This is a genomic window from Paenibacillus sp. BAC0078, from assembly GCF_054483875.1.
Genome location: NZ_JBTLRW010000006.1, coordinates 37,193 through 53,375, shown reverse-complemented (window position 1 = coordinate 53,375; position 16,183 = coordinate 37,193). Strand labels below are relative to the sequence as shown.

The following is a 16,183-nucleotide window of genomic DNA, read 5'->3' as shown; positions in this document are numbered from 1 at the left end:
ATACCTACCATATATACTTACCATGTTGCTCCCTCCGAAACATCGTACAAGTGTCCATTTTTTTAATTTAATTGTGATCGCTTATTCCCAAGTCTTTGGACCTTGTTTGTTAAGAAAAACGGGCTTTTCTTGGCAAGCAGGCCGTTAAGAATCAAGAGCCCAGCAACCTGCAGGTATTCTGCCGTCAGGATTTTTTCGTAGGATGCCGGATTGGCGATAAAAGGGAACAGGTTAAGCAGGGCTTGCTTCTCAAAATTTATATTCCAATACAGCCAATAGAGCAAGGCAGCGCCATAACCGGCATAGGGATTACTCAATACATTAGCAATACTCATGGACAGCGTTCCGAGCATCAGGCTGCTGCCGCAGGCAAACAGCACATATTCCAGCAAAGAAATCGGCTCTGGAGCAAAATCATTATGGATTAGCTGAGACAGCCTGAACATTCCGCTCGCAAGCAATACGAATACCAGCAGCAGAACAGCCATAATGCAGTATCTCTGCAAAAATGTTCGTACAGGCTTCCGGTTGGACAGATAAGCAATTTCCCCAAAGCTGCTGCTCTTATCTATCATCACGATATCCGTGAACAGAACGACCCCCACAAAGGGCATATACAGGGTGCTGATATTGGTAAAATCGAAATAAGTCGGCGCGTACATGAGAACAGGAAGAATGGCAACAAACAGCAGACAGATCAGCCATTTGATTGGAGAAAACAGGAGCTTCAGATTATATCTCATAGGGTTACCCCCTTACTCAAGCTGTTGTTCATGCGTGCATACAGCTTGCAGGCTGCAACAATCATCACCGCTGACAACAAGAGATAGATGCACCGATTCAGCATGACCTCCTGTAAGCTTACAGTCTGATTATCAAGCCGGATAATCGCTCTGAACAACATACCGAAGCTGCTCCCGCCCTCAAACACCCCCGGTGTTGCATTATAAAGAACGTAGGCAATATAGACCGGGAACACAGCGATGGCTTTTTTGAACAGCAGCATAAGGAGCATAATAAATGCGCTCAGAAAGACTACTGTCGGCAATAGATAAACAACGAAATCCTTAAAAAAGAACGTGTACCCCATATCCCATCCGGCATAGGCAAACCGGGCTGTGCTAATCAGGTTCAGAACCATTCCGAACCCATAGAGGTAGAGCAGCAGAGAAAGCAGCGTCCCTAGATACCGGGATAAAATATATTTTGCAGAGGATATGGGCTGTGAATATATCATTTCGGACATATTATGCCTTGAATCCCTGGTGAACAAAAGCAAGAAGAGAGGAAACATCAGCATTGCCGCACATATTTGCATATAGGTAACATATTTTTCGTATAGCTGCGGTCCGTATCCCGTTGTTCCTACAGCCCTTTGCAGGTTCTGGTTGACCTCCGCAATGCTGCCTATTTTCTGGCTGAACTGATTTTTGCCGGCACGAAGCCAACCGCTAATCCATTCGTCCTCATGCATGGCTGTATACACCTCATCAAAGGTTTTGTTCTGCAATAACCCGATCACATGTCTGGCATCGTTCACTCTCTCCGCAGGAATGCTGCTGGTGTCTATATTGTCCTGAAGGTATTGTATGGTTGCAGACTTTAATTCAGCCTCCGAAGCCGGAACGAACAAATATTCATGTGCACCGCTTTTTTGCAGCACTTCAATGTCCTTAGCGTTATGTACAGGATAATGAAAAACTTCCTTCATTTGATCAGCAACAAAGATTGTAAATAGACACAGCAGGGCAATGAATGTAATGCTTCGCAGTTGGTGGTTAACCTCAAAGGCCGTCAATCTGAGTCCTTTCACTCCGCCACTCTCCCTTTTGCCGTCATAAATACATAGGCAGCTTCGAGTGTGGCTTCATTTCCGGGTGTCATCGCCAATAATTCAGCTAACGTGCCGCCAAACAGCAAACTGCCCTGCTCCAAAATGGCAAGCTTATTGCAGGTATACTCAATATCCTCAATGATGTGTGTAGAGAATAAAACGGTGTTGCTCCTGCTGTACTTGCTTAACAGCTTGCGGATTCGGATTCTTTCCTCTGGATCAACGCCAGCCGTAGGCTCGTCCACAATCAGGATAGGAGGATTTCCAAGCATGGCCTGCGCGAGGCCCACCCTGCGTTTCATCCCGCCAGACAACTGACGGTATTTTTTCTTTTTATCCTCCAGCATATTTACCTTTTCGAGCACCTCTGTGATAAGCCGCTTCTGCTGATCTTTCGTGATTCCGCGCATAATGCAGATATACTGCATGATTTCCCATACGGTAAATTCCTTATAGAAGCCAAATTCCTGCGGCAGATAACCAATATTCCTTTTAATTTCCATAGCATTTAAGCGATTGCTCTCCATACCCAGAACATGAACGCTGCCCTTTGTCGGTTCAAGCAGTGTGGTTAATATGCGCATTAAGGTTGTTTTGCCCGAACCGTTGCGGCCTAACAAACCGAAAATCCCTTTGTCAATAGATAAAGAGACATCCTTGAGCGCAACCGTATCCTTGCCGAATTGCTGTGTTAAATGTGCAACCTGTATCGTCACTTTACATCCTCCCTTATCTTGGAGGGGAAAATAAAAAGCACCATCTCCCCTTAAGGATATGGTACTCATTATTGTTCAACTTTTTATCAAGTACTGGCATGAAAGGTTGCGCCAATGCTTGCCCCTCCAGCGGGGCCGTTTGACAAGAGCAGCTGGCCTTGATGTTTTTCACAAATGATTTTACAAATATACAGACCCAGCCCAAAATGCTGTGCATCCTTTCTATCGTCAGCACGGTAAAAGGGATCGGCGGCCTTGTGGATGTCTTCCCTACTAAATCCGCGCCCATCATCGGCAACCGTAATTGTAAGCGCCTTGTCATCCGCAATAACGGCAATATCAATCCGATTGTCAGCGTAGCGGGCCGCATTGGACATGAGGTTCTCAAATACCTGCAATACTAAATCCAGGTCTACTGCAATCATTTCAGCGGCTTGCTGCAAAGGTGTAAAGCACACCAGCTTCTCCCCCCGCACGATGTCCGCAGTTTCCCTAAAAGCTTGCAGCACCCCGGAGAGAGCAATCTTTTGCGGATGGGGTTCGATTTCTTCTAATTTTTGTATGCCATTTACATTTTGTACGTATGACTCCAGACGTCCGATCTGATTGCCCATCGTGTGAATAGTGGACATTACTTTTTCCTTTGGCAATTTATCTTCTTCCAGGTGGCTTGACAGAAACTCGGCATATCCGCGCAATACCGTCAGCGGGGTACGCAAATCGTGGGTAAAAGCGGCGTTAAGCCTTTTTCTCTCCTCCACTGACCGCCACAGCTCCCGATTGTTCTTTTCGAGCACACCCCGCATTTTCTCAAAGGAGGCACAGAGCCTCCCCATCTCATCCTTACTGCTATATTCCACTGAAAAGTCCAGATCGTTAGCGGTGATTTTTTGTGAGGCTGTATGTAATACTGACAGCGGAGGACGCAATTTATTGCGATAAAAAAGCATGGCAGCCGCTCCGATGCACAGTAAATAGGCGAGAGGACTAACCACTTCTTGAAGCGCGCCTAAGGCAAATAGCTTGCGCTTATCTTGTGCAGAGTAATTGGGTTCTACAGGCTTCTCAATGATTTCGGCACCATCCCCAAGCCGTTTACCCTCCTCCGTCGTTAAATAGTAGCGTTCACTTTGTCCTGTAAAGTAGGAAGATCGAATTTTCTCTGTGGCGATATCAACGGTTTTCAAAGCAAGCCCGCCAAGCACAGTGGCCAGCAGCATAAAAAATAGCATATACAGCGCAAAACTTTTGCGGATAGAGAGGTCGTTCAGCCATTTTTTCACTTTACCCACTTGTATCCGACCCCCCAGACGGTCTCAATATGCGATTTAGCACCCGCCGCCGCCATTTTTGCTCTGATTTTTCGGATATGCTCGGCTACCACGGACGCATCCCCCGGACTATCGTACCCCCAGAGCTTTTCGTAAATTCTTTCTTTATCGAAGATTTGTCCACGGTTTAGGGACAGCAATTCCACAATCTCAATTTCTTTTTTTGCCAGTAAAATAGGAACATTCTTATAGCTGATTTCCTTTGCAGCGTAATTAATGGCTAAGTCATCTTCGAATTTGGCTTTTATTCTGGTCAGCCCTCTTTGGTCGCGCCGGATGTGGGCGGCAACCCTTGCGCTAAGCTCATCGAGAGAAAATGGTTTGATCACATAATCGTCTGCGCCAAGCCCGAAGCCAAGCACCTTATCTGCATCCTCAATCCGCGCCGTCAAGAAAATAATCGGGCAGGCAACAAAATTGCGTATCCGGTCACAAACCTGAAAGCCATCCATCCCCGGCATATTAATATCAAGCAGAATAACGTCCGGCTGCTGCTCTGCTTGTTGAATGGCTTCCTCGCCGCTCCCGGCGGAAAGCACCTCATAGCCATCGTATTCAAAATGATCCTTCAATAAGCTGATGATATCCTGTTCGTCGTCAACGATTAATATCCGATTGCTCACTTCGCAAGCACCTCCATATCCCATAAAGGATATAGCACATTTATCAACTATTGATCAACTCTCATAGAGGTTCACCCTAATATCTTGAGGCCCACAGCCGATCCGAGAATCATTACGATGCAGATAATCCGCCGTATGCCGCGCCCTTCTCCATACAGCACCATGCCGAGCACCGCTCCTCCGGAAGCGCCGATTCCCGTCCATACCGCATAAGCTGTCCCCATCGGCAGACTGTTCATGGCCTGTGACAGCAGGAACAGACTGCCTCCAAAGCCGAGCAGGAACAGGCAAAAGGTCTTCCAGCCGCGCTCCTTATGGAGCTTGCCAAGCATAGCCACCCCGAGCATCTCGAAGCAGCCTGCGGCAATCAGCATTAGCCAAACCATGTTATGACACCTCCTTCATCCGGGAATCTCCGGTAATAAGCTTGAGGCCAATGACCCCAGCCAGGAGCACGAATATAAGCGCCAGCTTAATCAGCTTGAACGGTTCACCGAACCACAGCATATCCACAAGGACAGTACCGGCAGTGCCTAGTCCAACAAATACCGAATATACCGTACCTACAGGCAGCTTGGAGCTGGCAACGACTATGGTGTAGAAGCTGATTACAAGCGCCAGCCCCGTGATGATCCACTCCCAGGGAGCGGACGCATGCTTCAATCCGGTTACCCACACAACCTCCAGGCAGGCGGCCCCTGCGATTGTCACCCATGTACTATTGTTCTTCATCTGCAAATCTCCTCCTCTTGTGCAAACAAATAAGCCCGGAAGGCCATCGTCTAACGACGATACCTCCCGGGCTTTTATCCCTCCGTGTAGACACGGAATATTAACTCCGTGCGTTTTCCCTCGGACCTGCCAGCCTGAAAGTGCTGCGGAACCCTAGAAAACTTAAAACAACTATAATGTTACATCATATGTTAGCAAATTCTGTAGCGAAAGGCAACCCTTTTGTGGGTTGGGCACATCTGAAGCTTATTCATCAGCACCCTGTGCTGCTGCATGCTCTTCCAGAATCACAAAGCCCCAAGGCGATAGTTCAAGCTCCTCTCTCGGCGCGACTGTCCGTCCCGATAACAGCTCTCTCGCAGGGCCATGCGGATACACAAGGGATTGCGGCGCGTCAGAGTAGTTGAAGTAGTAACGCACCGTCTGGTTCTGCTGATTCACGCCTGTTTTGACGATCAGCGGAAAATCCAGCTCCTGGTCGGCTCCCCATAATCCGGCCTCCTGCACAGCCGCCTTCAGAATGCTCTCCGCCATTTCGCTGCTCGTCATGCAGCCGATATAGGTCGCACTCCCTTTCCCGTAACGGTTCCGCGTTACTGCGGCATACTCGCCCCAGTGCGGGTGATCGTAACGGAGGAGCACCTCCGCCGTCGTCGGCGTGATCAGCTCCATCCACGACTCCACTTTATTGTCTTTCGCGCTAATCGCCGCGTTCTCACTCTTCAGCCGCACCTCATGCGGCGTCACGAACACGCTGTAGCCGATGCCGCAGGCCGCGCTGATGATGCCCGGCTGAACGGTCGTACGCACCTTGATGACTTCGTCTGCGAATCCGCTTTTGAAGGTGTACACGGCATGTCCGCCTTGTCTTACATATTCGTTCAGCCCCTCCAGGGCTTCATCGGTAACCGCATACAGCGCCGGAACGACGATCAGGTCATACTCCGACAGACCGGGATAACCCGGCTGAATAAAGTCACATTCAACGTTCATCCGGTACAGTCCATCATACATCCAGCGCACGACATCATTATAGCTCCGCCCGTCTGGCAGCTTGAACCACTCCATTGCTGTCAGAGCTTCGTTGCTCACCATCACCGCCACCTTGTTCGGCTTGCGCAGACCATAAAGCTGCCCGCTTAAGCGCGCAAAATCCCGGCCAATGGTGATCGCTTCGTTATACACCGGATTTGGCTGGAAATCATGGCTCAGCAGCCCTTTCCAATACGTCTCAATCGAATTGTGGATGGAGTGCCAATGCCAGTAGGCGACCATGTTCGCACCGGAAGCGAGATGGCTGAAGGCCTGCAGCCGCAGTTGGCCCGGATAAGGTGTCCAGTTAGGAAATGCCTGCGCCTGTGTCTCCAGTACCAGATAGTTGCTGCGCTTCAGGGAGCGGGTCATATCGCCGCCGAAGGCGATTTCCGTTCCGGTCAGCTCATGCTGTGAAGGATGGTAAATGTCCACTCCGGCAATGTCAAAAGCTCGGGCTGCGGCAAAGTGGTCCACAGACGGCTGCACCCCAAACGAATGCCCGCGCCATTCAAAATCAAAGTTCTGCGTAACGAACTGTCCCGGCTGCTTGTACTCGTTCACCAGTGCGACCTGCCAGGCAAGAAAATCCGTCACCAGTTTACGCTGGAAACGGGCGAACTCCGCCCCCAGGCTACCGTTAATGGTGCCCACTACCGAAGGGAAGTCTTCCCAGCTATTGATCCGGTTGCTCCAGTAATCCAGCCCAAAGCGGCGGTTAATCTCCTCCAGCGTTCCGAAGGTCTCCCGCATATATTTGACGAACAGAAGCTGCACATTAGCTCCGGCCGTGTCGTAATGCTTGGTCTCATTGTCCGTCTGATAGCCGATCACCGCCGGATGCTTGCAGACCCGGCCGATCAGCTTGCGGATAATCCGCTCCGCATGGAACAGGTAGGTGGGGTTCGTAATATCCATGATCTGGCGAGCGCCGTATTTCCCCGGCCCTTTTGGCGTTACGGCCAGAACATCCGGGTGCTCCTTGACCATCCAGGTGGGAACGGCATAAGTCGGTGTTCCGACGATTACCGCAATCCCTGCAGCATGCATCGCATCCAGCACCCGGTCAACAGAGGTGAAGTCGAATACGCCGTTCTGCGGCTCATGCGTGCTCCAGGTCGATTCGGCAATGCGGACTGTATTGATGCCCGCCGCCTTCATCATGGTGATATCCTCGTCCAGCCTCTCGTAAGGCATATATTCGTCGTAATAAGCTACGCCGTAGCGAAGTGTAGTCATTTTTTTCCTTTTCCTCCCTCACTGTTTCTCTTGTCATTGTTCTACTCACTCACTCAGGGCAATCGCTTACGGATTTTTTTAAACCCCTGCGCTAAAAGTTTCAGGAATAACTGGTTTCGGAAGCATTTACCCTATTGCCATGTACCTGAGATGGAATTTCCTCACTTCCCTTTCCTCGCTCCAACAACGGCATTTCTGCCGTTATTCTGATTGAAGCCCCTGCTCACCACCCATATAAGGTGAACTCTAAAATAAAAAAATAGGGTAGAAGTACGGAGGGGACGTTTGGAACTGTAGGAGCGCAGCGTCCGCCAACAGCGGCCGAAAGTCCAAACAGTCCCCGCAGTACGACTTAACCCTATTCATAATCTTGAGGTTTACCTTAAACTCAACCTTTAATTGCGCCCTCAGCAATCCCCTGCATAATGAACTTCTGGAAGAAGCCGTAGATGATGATGACGGGAAGCGCGGTCAGCACCAGCGCCGCCAGGATAAGCGACCATTCCTTGTTGTATTCCCCGAAGAGCGTGTTCGTTGACAGGATCAGGGTATAGTTGTTGGAGTCCGTAAGCATCAGCAGCGGCAGCAGGAAGTCATTCCAGATCCACAGAAAATCAAGAATCGCAATCGTGACCGTAATCGGCACCAGCAGCGGGAAGATAATCCGGAAAAAGGTCTGGAACTCGCCGCAGCCGTCAATGCGCGCCGCCTCCTCCAGCTCGCGGGGAATGGATTTCACAAATCCATGATACAGGAAAATCGCCATATTCACACCAAGGCCGATATAAATCAGGGCCAAGCCGTAGGTGCTGCCGCTGACATGCAGCGCTTTGGCCATCCGGGTCAGCGGAATCATGATTGAATGGAACGGCACCAGCATCGAAGCGATGAACAGCGAGAAGATAGCAGCACTCAGCTTGCCGGAGGTCCGGGACAGCTTGTAGCCGGCCAGGGCCGCACAGAAGATGATGCCGCCGATGCCGATCACGGATACAATCACTGAGTTCACCGTGCTGTGCAGCAGATTGATTTTATCAAAGGCCTGGCTGTAGTTCTCGAAATGCAGCTTGGTCGGCAGCGCCATGAAGGATGCGAACATTTCCCCTTGGGTTTTCACCGAATTAATGATCGCCAGATAGATCGGGAAGAAGGAAATTACCGCGCCGACACAGAGAAACAGGGTAATAAATAACGAGGCCCCTTTTCTTAGTCTCATGCTTCCACCTCTTTTCGTTTCATGACACCAATCTGGATGAAGGTGAAGAGCAGAATAATCACGAACAGAATGACCGATTTGGCGCTGGCGTAGCCGTAACGGAAGTTGTTGGAGAACGCCTCTTCATAAATATTCATCGTGATTACCTGCGTACTGCGTCCCGGACCGCCGCCGGTCAAGCCGTACACCGCCTCGAATACCTTGAACGCTCCGTTAAGCGTAAGGAAGAAGCAAATGGTCACCGCATGCGTAATCATCGGCAGCGTCACCTTGCGGAAGGTCTGGAACGGGCTTGCGCCGTCAATGACAGCGGCTTCCTTAAGACTTTGCGGCACACCCTGCAGGGCGGCCAGATATATAATCATCATATAGCCGACACCATTCCACAGCGATACGATTATGATCGAATAGAAGGATACCTTAGGATCTCCGATCCACAGCTGGTCCAGGAAGGACATGGCTGTTTTTTCGGCAATTTGCGGCAGCACTTGAGAGAACACGAAGGTCCACATGAAGGCGCTGATAATGGTACTGATCATATTTGGCATGAAGAAAATCGTACGGAAGAAGCCCTTGGTTCGGGTCTTCGTCTCAATGAACACAGCAAGCACAAGCGCGAATACATTTTGCAGAACGATCATGAACAGTACATATTTTAACGTAAACAACAGAGAATTCACGAAATCCGGGTCATCACGCAGCGCTTCAATGAAGTTGCCGAGGCCAATGAAGGAATAGTTGGGATTCAGTCCATTCCAGTCCGTAAAGCTGTAATACATACCGCCAATCGTGGGAATCATCAGAAACAATAAGTAGATAATAAATGCGGGCGCGACGAAAGCAAGCAGTGAAAGAACATTTTTGTATCTCTTAATCGGCACAGTAACCGCTCCTCTCCTCCATGATGTGGGCAGCAGCAAACAGGGATGGACGAAGCTGGGGTTCCCCTCTGTTCTTCCATCCCTGGCAGTCTGCCGCAGCTTATTTGTTTACTTTGTTGTAGGACTTCCAAGCTTTGTCGAGCGCCTTCAGAACATCATCCTGCGACATTTGTCCGGCATAATACGCCTGCAGCCCCTTGCCCACTTCATCCTTGACCGATTGCGGAATAGCCGGGTCCTGCACGGATTTGCCCGCTTTTACATAGGTGGTAGCCTCAGTGATCCAAGGATAGCTTTCATAGGTGTGGACCGTGGATACCGGGTTGAATTTGAGTGATTGGAAAAAGGCATTGGAGGCCTGATCGTCCAGCACATAGTTCAGGAAATCAAGCGCTACTTCTTTGTTCTTGCTGGTTGGCGATACGGCAAGCGATGTCGAAGCGCTGAGATTGATCAAGGTTGCATTGGCATCATCGTTGATTGGCAGCGGAGCTACGCCGAAGTCCAGATCAGGATTCGATTTCAGGATTGTTTCAGCATACCAAGGGCCCATCAGCCACATAGCTCCTTTGCCTGCAGCAAAGGCTGCCGCGCCGTCATCGCCGCCGACCTCGGTCGCTTTTTCCGTACCGTTAGCGTTGATCAGATCGAACACGTCGAAGATCGCCGATTTCATTTCCGTAAAGGAGCCTTCATCCTTGTTCATTTTGTTCACGAACTCAGGATCTTTTGTCTTCATCATCCCGCCCACGGCGAGCGGCAGCACCAGCTGCGGAATCCAGGACTCTTTATAGGAGAGTACGAATGGGGTGATTTTTTTAGCTTTGAGCTTCTCAATGACCGTCTTCATTTCTGTCAGAGTTGTAGGCGGAGTCAGTCCCTGCTCACTGAAAATTTTCTTATTGTACAGATATCCCCAGGAGAGAGTTTCCAGCGGCAGCGCCACAACCTTACCGTCTGTAGTGGTCACTGAAGGCTTCACGCTATCAAGGAGCTTGCCGACAAACGGCTGGCTGCTCAGATCCTCCAAATATCCGGCTTTATAGTAGGATGGGATTTCGTTAACGGCATGAATGGCGAAAATATCGGGCGCGTCATTAGAAGCAAGCCGTGTCTTCAGTATTTGCGAGGCGTTGTCCGCCGTAGGCATTTCGAGCTGCACCGAGACGTCGATGTTCTTGTCAGTCTTTTCCTTCTTCACAAACTCAGCGATATAGTTATCGTATTGCTCCTTGAAGCGGGGCTGTGCGATGAACATTTTGAGTGTTACACTTTTGGCGGCAGCGCTGCCGCTGCCTGTATTTTCTCCGGTTGAAGCGGCTTCGTTGCCGCCACCGCTGTTGCTGCTGCAGCCTGCAAGCAGAGTAGCGGCGAGGAATGTGCAGAGTAGACCTTTGTTCATCTTTTTCATGCTGTAAGACCTCCCAATGTCTATGTTTTGTTTACGCTTTCATTGTACCTTGATTATGAAAGCGTTTAATTGGACGGAATTACCCTTCGGAGTTGGACATTTTTAAACTGGAGCTTTGCTTGCGCATTTCACCCGGAGCGACGCCGTAATGCTTTTTGAACACTCTGTAGAAATAGCCTACATCCTCGTACCCGGCAAGCTCGGCGACCGTCTTGATTGGAATATTCTCATCAGCCAGCCACTCCTTCGCCTTATCCATACGCAGCCCGAGAATGTAGTCCGTAACGTTGCAGCCGTATTCCAGCTTGAACACCTTGCTTAAATATTCCTTGCTGACAAAAAAAGCCCGCGCCAGTCCCTCCAGCGTCACCGCCTCGGCAAAATGCCCGTCGATATACTGCCTCACCTCTTCAAGGTTCAGCTTATTCTTGAATTTGCGCTGCCCGATCAGCAGCTCAAGGCTGCCCCCATAGAGCGCCTTCAGATACGCCTCGACATTCGCCGCTGAAGTAAGTGCTTCATGAGATATTTCCGCCTTCAGCAGTTCATCCTCCAGCCGGTTCCCCCGCATCAGCTCCTTCAGCAGCAGCAGCATCTCGCTTGCCGCCTGCCGGAGTGCTCCAGGTCCTTTGGCTCCCCCAAGCTCCAGTTCTCTGCGTACCCCTTCCAGAACCGAATTTACTCCCTCGGCATTCAATTCGTTGAAATGCACCCGCATTAGCTGTTTATAGGAAGAGAGGCACAGCGACACATCAATATCCAGCGCGTATGCACTCTGCTCCCGCCCAGCCTCCTGCAGCTCCCTCCGGCATTTATCCAGCACAGCGTTCAGCTCCTTAGGGTCAATCGGCTTCAGCAAATAATCCACGGCCCCATACCGGATGGCATTCTGGGCATATTTGAAATCATCATAGCCGCTGACCACGATGACCTTGATCTCAGGGTAGCTCTCATGAAGATTATTCATCAGCATGACGCCATCCGCGCCGGGCATGCGCATGTCGGTAATGACGATCTGCGGGGACAGCTCGTCTGTCAGGCGCAGCGCCTCCCGTCCGTCCTCGGCTTCGCCGGCAATCTCCATCCCATGCTCCTCCCAGGAGCCGAACGTCCGCACAATATCCCGGTTCCAGCTTTCGTCGTCCACCAGCAGCACTTTTATCATGGCGTTCATCCTTTCGGGGGGTGTAAGTTGAGTTTGGGAGTTCTCAAATTCGGGCTCGGTCGTGACTGCGTGGAATGTTTGGACTTCCGGCCGCTGTTATGGTTGGATTTCCTGATTTTGAACCTCTATTCGCGGTAGAAATCCAACCATAAAGGCGGACGCTATCGCTCCTACAGTTCCAAACTTCCACTCCGCCACTTCTGCCCGAATTTTAAAAAATCACAAACTCAATTTTTTGTTTGTTATTTAAAGTGGGCTCGGTCGTGACTGCGTGGAATGTTTGGACTTCCGGCCGCTGTTATGGTTGGATTTCCTGATTTGTACCGCTGTTCGCGGTAGAAATCCAACCATAAAGGCGGACGCTATCGCTCCTACAGTTCCAAACTTCCACTCCGCCACTTCTGCCCGAATTTAAATAAATCACAAACTCAATTTTTTGTTTGTTATTTCAAGTGGAATTCTCACGGTTATCGTAGTTCCCTGGCCTTCCTTGCTCTCGACGGAGATGCCGTACCTGCCGCCAAAATGCAGATGAATCCGCGAAGCGACATTGCTCAGCCCGATCCGCTCGCCATACGTCCACAGCTTCCCGCTGCGGCTCGTAAGCCTGCGCTGCAGCTCGGCAAGCCTGTCCGGCTCAATGCCCACTCCGTTGTCGCGGATAACAATAACCGTGTCCTCACCGGCGCGGCTCACTTTGACCTCCAGTTCCCAAGGGCCCTCCTGGCGCTCCAGGCCATGAAAAAAAGCATTTTCCACAATGGGCTGCAGGCTAAGCTTCGGAATTAAGCTGTTCAGCGTTCCTTCATCCACCTGGGGCCTGTAGTCCAGCCGGGCGGTAAAGCGCTGCTGCTGGATCTGCATGTAGTTGTTCAAATGGTTCAGCTCCGCCCGCAGCGGCGCAAGATCCTCCGGCTCGCGGATGATATAGCGGAACATATCGCTTAACGAGCGCAGCACGTCGTAGCTCTCTGCCGGACTGTTCTTGAACAGCATGCTACCAATCATCTGCAGTGTATTTTGCAGGAAATGCGGATTGATCTGCGCCTGCAGCGCCTTAAGCTCGCTGCTCTTCTTCTCCAGGCTGATCATATATTCCGTGCGGATATGCTCGCGGATGCGGTGCGACATTTGATCCAGCTTCGTCTCCAAGAGGCCGATCTCATCCACACGGTTGCTATGGCGCACACCCCGATCCTTCATCATGCCGAAGCCCTGAATGGAACGGGCAAGACTGACGATTGGCGTAGCCAGCCGCCAGGCGAGAACGACGGCAAGCAGGACCGCCACACCTATGGAGACAGCGCCTACAATCAAGCCGAAGTTCATGGTCGCCATTGCACTCTGATTAATGAAGCTGTCCGGGATGACGGTGACCAGCTTGAGGCCCACGGGATCAATGGTATTGTAGAACACATATTCATGGTCGCTGCGAAAATATCCCTGAGTCTCGCTGGTGTCAGCGATACGGGACAAGGTTCGGGAAGACGGAGCGCTGCCCCAGGGCTGATACAGCACCTTGCCGTCAGCCCCGGCGATAAATACCGTATGGTCGTTCCCCCTTCCCAGGAGGTTCAGCGTCTGGTCAAGCATCCCCCAGCGGATCGCCAATGAAATGCCGCCCAGCTTCTCCTGATTCTCAAAACGGTTAATGCTGCGGATGAGCTGGAACTTGGTCCCGTCACTGCTGTCCGTGGTGATCATGAAGTCCTTGTCCTGGTCGAACAGCTGCTTATAGGGAGCCGGAACAACTGCCGGTGATTGGATATCATTCCTTGAGGCATTGACAGTGAACAGCTTGTTGTATTCCTTCAAATACATCTCCACCCCGACCACATGATTTCCGGCCGAGTAGAACAGATTCGTTAAGGTATCAATAATATTCCGCTGTGCAGTGAACTGGCTGGACAGATTCGGCTCTTCGGCGCTTGCCAGATAATCGCTTAAGTGCGGACTGATCATCACTGTGTAGATCAGATTGTTAAGCTGGGCGAACTGGTCGCCCAAATAAATGCCTGTCCATTTCATATTGGAGAGATTCGTGTTAATGACTTCGGTCTCCATCGAGCGGCGGCTGTTCTCGGCAGCAAGCCCCGTTATTGCCACAATGGGAAGGGTGGCTAGAAGAATCATCGTCAAAATGAGCTTATTGCGGATACTGCGCCGGAAAGGACCGGACAGCTTCATCATCCATTTGGCAAGCATAACGCGCCCCAGCCTCCTTGTTTCTCTTGCCGTAGTTTACCCAAGGCAGAGCAGATTAATAGTAACAGAACCGGCCTCGCCTTCCTCTAAAAGAAACCGCTTCCGTTCTCTAAGTATAGAAGGATAGCCTGCAGCGTGCAGCATATTTGCAGCAAAAAACTAACGTCCCGCAAGCCGGACGTTAGTTTCAAGAGAATAATGCTTATTTACCAAGCACAAAGGTATGAAAGGATTCTGCCTCAAGCTGACAAGAATACTGATCTGATCCGCTGTTCAGGTGCAGCATCCGCGCTTCTTTGTAAGGGTTGGCAATGACGACTACCATTTCGTCCTCCGGCGTACGGAACGCAATCGCATGTCCGGTCCAAGGCCCCTTCAGCCCTACTCTTACCGAACCTGGAACAGCAAAGCGGGAGAAATGCTTCATCACATAGTATTCTGGATTGTTAATGGCTTGTCTCGTTGAGGGTTCAATGGTCAGCATGGAGTTCTGCTCCCAGCCCCAGGTACTGCGCCCTTTCGGCTCAAGCGCCATATTCCAGTAAATATAGGCGTTTACACCGTTCGTGAAATAATGCTGATACAGTCCAAAAATATACTTGGCATAGAACCAGGTGTTCTCGCCGTCGCCGCATTCATTCTCCGTCTGCATGTACCGCAGCTCCGGGTAGCTCTGCGCCGTCCGCTGAATTGCATGCTTGCCGGCCCATTGGTAGCCAACGCCCTTGACGTATTTGTACGCTTCAGGATCACCCAGCACCACTCCGGCAAAAGCGTCATGATCACTCGATTTCTTCTTCAGCCATTCATCCCACGGCTCCGGGGCGTTGATGGTGCCCAGCCAGATTTCGGTCTCCAGTCCATGCTCTTCAAAGGCCGGACCAAGATAATCGCGGATAAAAATTCTCAGCTGCTCCCCGGTCCAGACACAGGACGGGAATTTCTGATCAGCAACCACTTCATTCTGTACATGCACCTGGTGAATGGTGATCCCCTCTGCCCGGTACGCTTCAACGAACTTCACGAAGTACAGCGCGTAAGCGGCAAGTATCTCCGGCTCCCAGCGGAGCGTGCCGTAATTATAAGCCTTTGGGAACTTCATCCAAGTCGGTGGGCTCCAGGGAGAAGCGAATAATTTAAGCTCCGGGTTCAGCGCCAGAGCTTCCTTGATATAAGGAATCAGCAGCTTCCGGTCGCGTTCAATAGAGAAATGCTCCATGGCGTAGTCGCCATCCGTTTCGTTCAGGCTGTACCAGTCCAGCGCATAATCACTGGCCCCGATTGGCAGGCGGCAAATGCTGAAGCGCTGCTCTCCCTCGGGATGGAACAAATTATGCATCACTTTGGCCCGTTCATCATCCGGGAGATGACCCAGTGCGGCAAAGCCCAGCTCATTGAAGCACCCGCCGAAGCCTTCCAGCGTTTGATAGGTGTCGCCTGTAAACGTCAGGTTCGCCGCCGCAGTGTTCTCTGTTCCGGGAGCTTGCGCCTCCGGCACGTCACGTTCAGTCCAGGGCGACTGCTCCGTGCTGGAGAACCAATTAAGCTTTAGTGTAGACATATTGTGAAACCTCCATTGCTGTATTTTTTTATAATTTTATTGCTCAATCAATTGAAATGGAAATAGACACCGAATGGTTGCGCTTTCATTATAACTTGAGATTGAGATCAGGTGAATTGGACAATCCGGCAATCCGGGATTGGACTTTTTTAACCTTACATATCTGCAAAAAATGCAAAAGCAGCCATCCGTAAATGGGAATCGCTGCTTTTGCATGAACTAATCCGAAAATACTGC

General features: G+C 50.7%; 13 protein-coding genes, 1 pseudogene and 1 riboswitch. All 14 genes and pseudogenes read right to left on the bottom strand.

Annotated features, from left to right (window positions below):
* Positions 1-62: 62 nt before the first annotated feature.
* The 14 genes and pseudogenes from ACX1DY_RS13295 to ACX1DY_RS13230 all read right to left on the bottom strand — a co-directional run bounded on the left by ACX1DY_RS13295 (position 63) and on the right by ACX1DY_RS13230 (position 15,946).
* Positions 63-743 (bottom strand): hypothetical protein, encoded by a 681-nt coding sequence (locus ACX1DY_RS13295; RefSeq protein ID WP_458964678.1) that lies wholly within the window; start codon positions 741-743, stop codon positions 63-65.
* A complete protein-coding gene (locus ACX1DY_RS13290; RefSeq protein WP_458964677.1) occupies positions 740-1,813 on the bottom strand; it encodes a hypothetical protein in 1,074 nt (357 codons plus the stop codon). Before ACX1DY_RS13290 ends, ACX1DY_RS13295 begins: the two co-directional genes overlap by 4 nt.
* Before the next feature lie 56 nt (positions 1,814-1,869).
* Positions 1,870-2,544 (bottom strand): annotated as a pseudogene (locus ACX1DY_RS13285) (ATP-binding cassette domain-containing protein); the annotation flags it as partial.
* A gap of 92 nt (positions 2,545-2,636) precedes the next feature.
* On the bottom strand, positions 2,637-3,842 hold the full coding sequence (locus ACX1DY_RS13280; protein ID WP_458964676.1) for a HAMP domain-containing sensor histidine kinase: 1,206 nt from the start codon (positions 3,840-3,842) through the stop codon (positions 2,637-2,639).
* Positions 3,830-4,504 carry a response regulator transcription factor gene (locus ACX1DY_RS13275; protein ID WP_458964675.1) on the bottom strand — a complete coding sequence of 225 codons (675 nt, stop codon included), beginning with the start codon at positions 4,502-4,504 and terminating at the stop codon, positions 3,830-3,832. Before ACX1DY_RS13275 ends, ACX1DY_RS13280 begins: the two co-directional genes overlap by 13 nt.
* Before the next feature lie 71 nt (positions 4,505-4,575).
* Positions 4,576-4,890, bottom strand: a complete 315-nt coding sequence (locus ACX1DY_RS13270) for a DMT family transporter (protein ID WP_458964674.1) — start codon at positions 4,888-4,890, stop codon at positions 4,576-4,578.
* 1 nt (position 4,891) lies between these two features.
* Complete coding sequence (locus ACX1DY_RS13265) at positions 4,892-5,236, bottom strand: DMT family transporter (RefSeq protein WP_458964673.1); 345 nt, start codon at positions 5,234-5,236, stop codon at positions 4,892-4,894.
* Positions 5,237-5,297: 61 nt separating this feature from the next.
* A riboswitch (guanidine-I (ykkC/yxkD leader) is annotated at positions 5,298-5,404 on the bottom strand.
* A gap of 78 nt (positions 5,405-5,482) precedes the next feature.
* Entirely contained in the window at positions 5,483-7,507 is a 2,025-nt protein-coding gene (locus ACX1DY_RS13260) for a beta-galactosidase (protein WP_458964672.1), read from the bottom strand.
* A 388-nt stretch (positions 7,508-7,895) separates the two neighbouring features.
* On the bottom strand, positions 7,896-8,723 hold the full coding sequence (locus ACX1DY_RS13255) for a carbohydrate ABC transporter permease (protein WP_458964671.1): 828 nt from the start codon (positions 8,721-8,723) through the stop codon (positions 7,896-7,898).
* A complete protein-coding gene (locus ACX1DY_RS13250; RefSeq protein ID WP_458964670.1) occupies positions 8,720-9,604 on the bottom strand; it encodes a carbohydrate ABC transporter permease in 885 nt (294 codons plus the stop codon). Before ACX1DY_RS13250 ends, ACX1DY_RS13255 begins: the two co-directional genes overlap by 4 nt.
* Positions 9,605-9,704: 100 nt before the next feature.
* Complete coding sequence (locus ACX1DY_RS13245) at positions 9,705-11,015, bottom strand: ABC transporter substrate-binding protein (protein WP_458964669.1); 1,311 nt, start codon at positions 11,013-11,015, stop codon at positions 9,705-9,707.
* A 79-nt stretch (positions 11,016-11,094) separates the two neighbouring features.
* Complete coding sequence (locus ACX1DY_RS13240) at positions 11,095-12,180, bottom strand: response regulator transcription factor (protein ID WP_458964668.1); 1,086 nt, start codon at positions 12,178-12,180, stop codon at positions 11,095-11,097.
* Positions 12,181-12,600: 420 nt separating this feature from the next.
* A complete protein-coding gene (locus ACX1DY_RS13235; protein ID WP_458964667.1) occupies positions 12,601-14,385 on the bottom strand; it encodes a sensor histidine kinase in 1,785 nt (594 codons plus the stop codon).
* Positions 14,386-14,587: 202 nt separating this feature from the next.
* A complete protein-coding gene (locus tag ACX1DY_RS13230; RefSeq protein ID WP_458964666.1) occupies positions 14,588-15,946 on the bottom strand; it encodes a glycoside hydrolase family 30 protein in 1,359 nt (452 codons plus the stop codon).
* Positions 15,947-16,183 lie beyond the last annotated feature (237 nt).

Bases quoted from the DNA above. Each gene is read 5' to 3' on its own strand.
- ACX1DY_RS13295 (WP_458964678.1), bottom strand. From the start codon at position 743: ATGAGATATAATCTGAAGCTCCTGTTTTCTCCAATCAAATGGCTGATC.
- ACX1DY_RS13270 (WP_458964674.1), bottom strand. From the start codon at position 4,890: ATGGTTTGGCTAATGCTGATTGCCGCAGGCTGCTTCGAGATGCTCGGG.
- ACX1DY_RS13265 (WP_458964673.1), bottom strand. From the start codon at position 5,236: ATGAAGAACAATAGTACATGGGTGACAATCGCAGGGGCCGCCTGCCTG.
- ACX1DY_RS13260 (WP_458964672.1), bottom strand. From the start codon at position 7,507: ATGACTACACTTCGCTACGGCGTAGCTTATTACGACGAATATATGCCT.
- ACX1DY_RS13255 (WP_458964671.1), bottom strand. From the start codon at position 8,723: ATGAGACTAAGAAAAGGGGCCTCGTTATTTATTACCCTGTTTCTCTGT.
- ACX1DY_RS13245 (WP_458964669.1), bottom strand. From the start codon at position 11,015: ATGAAAAAGATGAACAAAGGTCTACTCTGCACATTCCTCGCCGCTACT.
- ACX1DY_RS13240 (WP_458964668.1), bottom strand. From the start codon at position 12,180: ATGATAAAAGTGCTGCTGGTGGACGACGAAAGCTGGAACCGGGATATT.
- ACX1DY_RS13235 (WP_458964667.1), bottom strand. From the start codon at position 14,385: ATGCTTGCCAAATGGATGATGAAGCTGTCCGGTCCTTTCCGGCGCAGT.
- ACX1DY_RS13230 (WP_458964666.1), bottom strand. From the start codon at position 15,946: ATGTCTACACTAAAGCTTAATTGGTTCTCCAGCACGGAGCAGTCGCCC.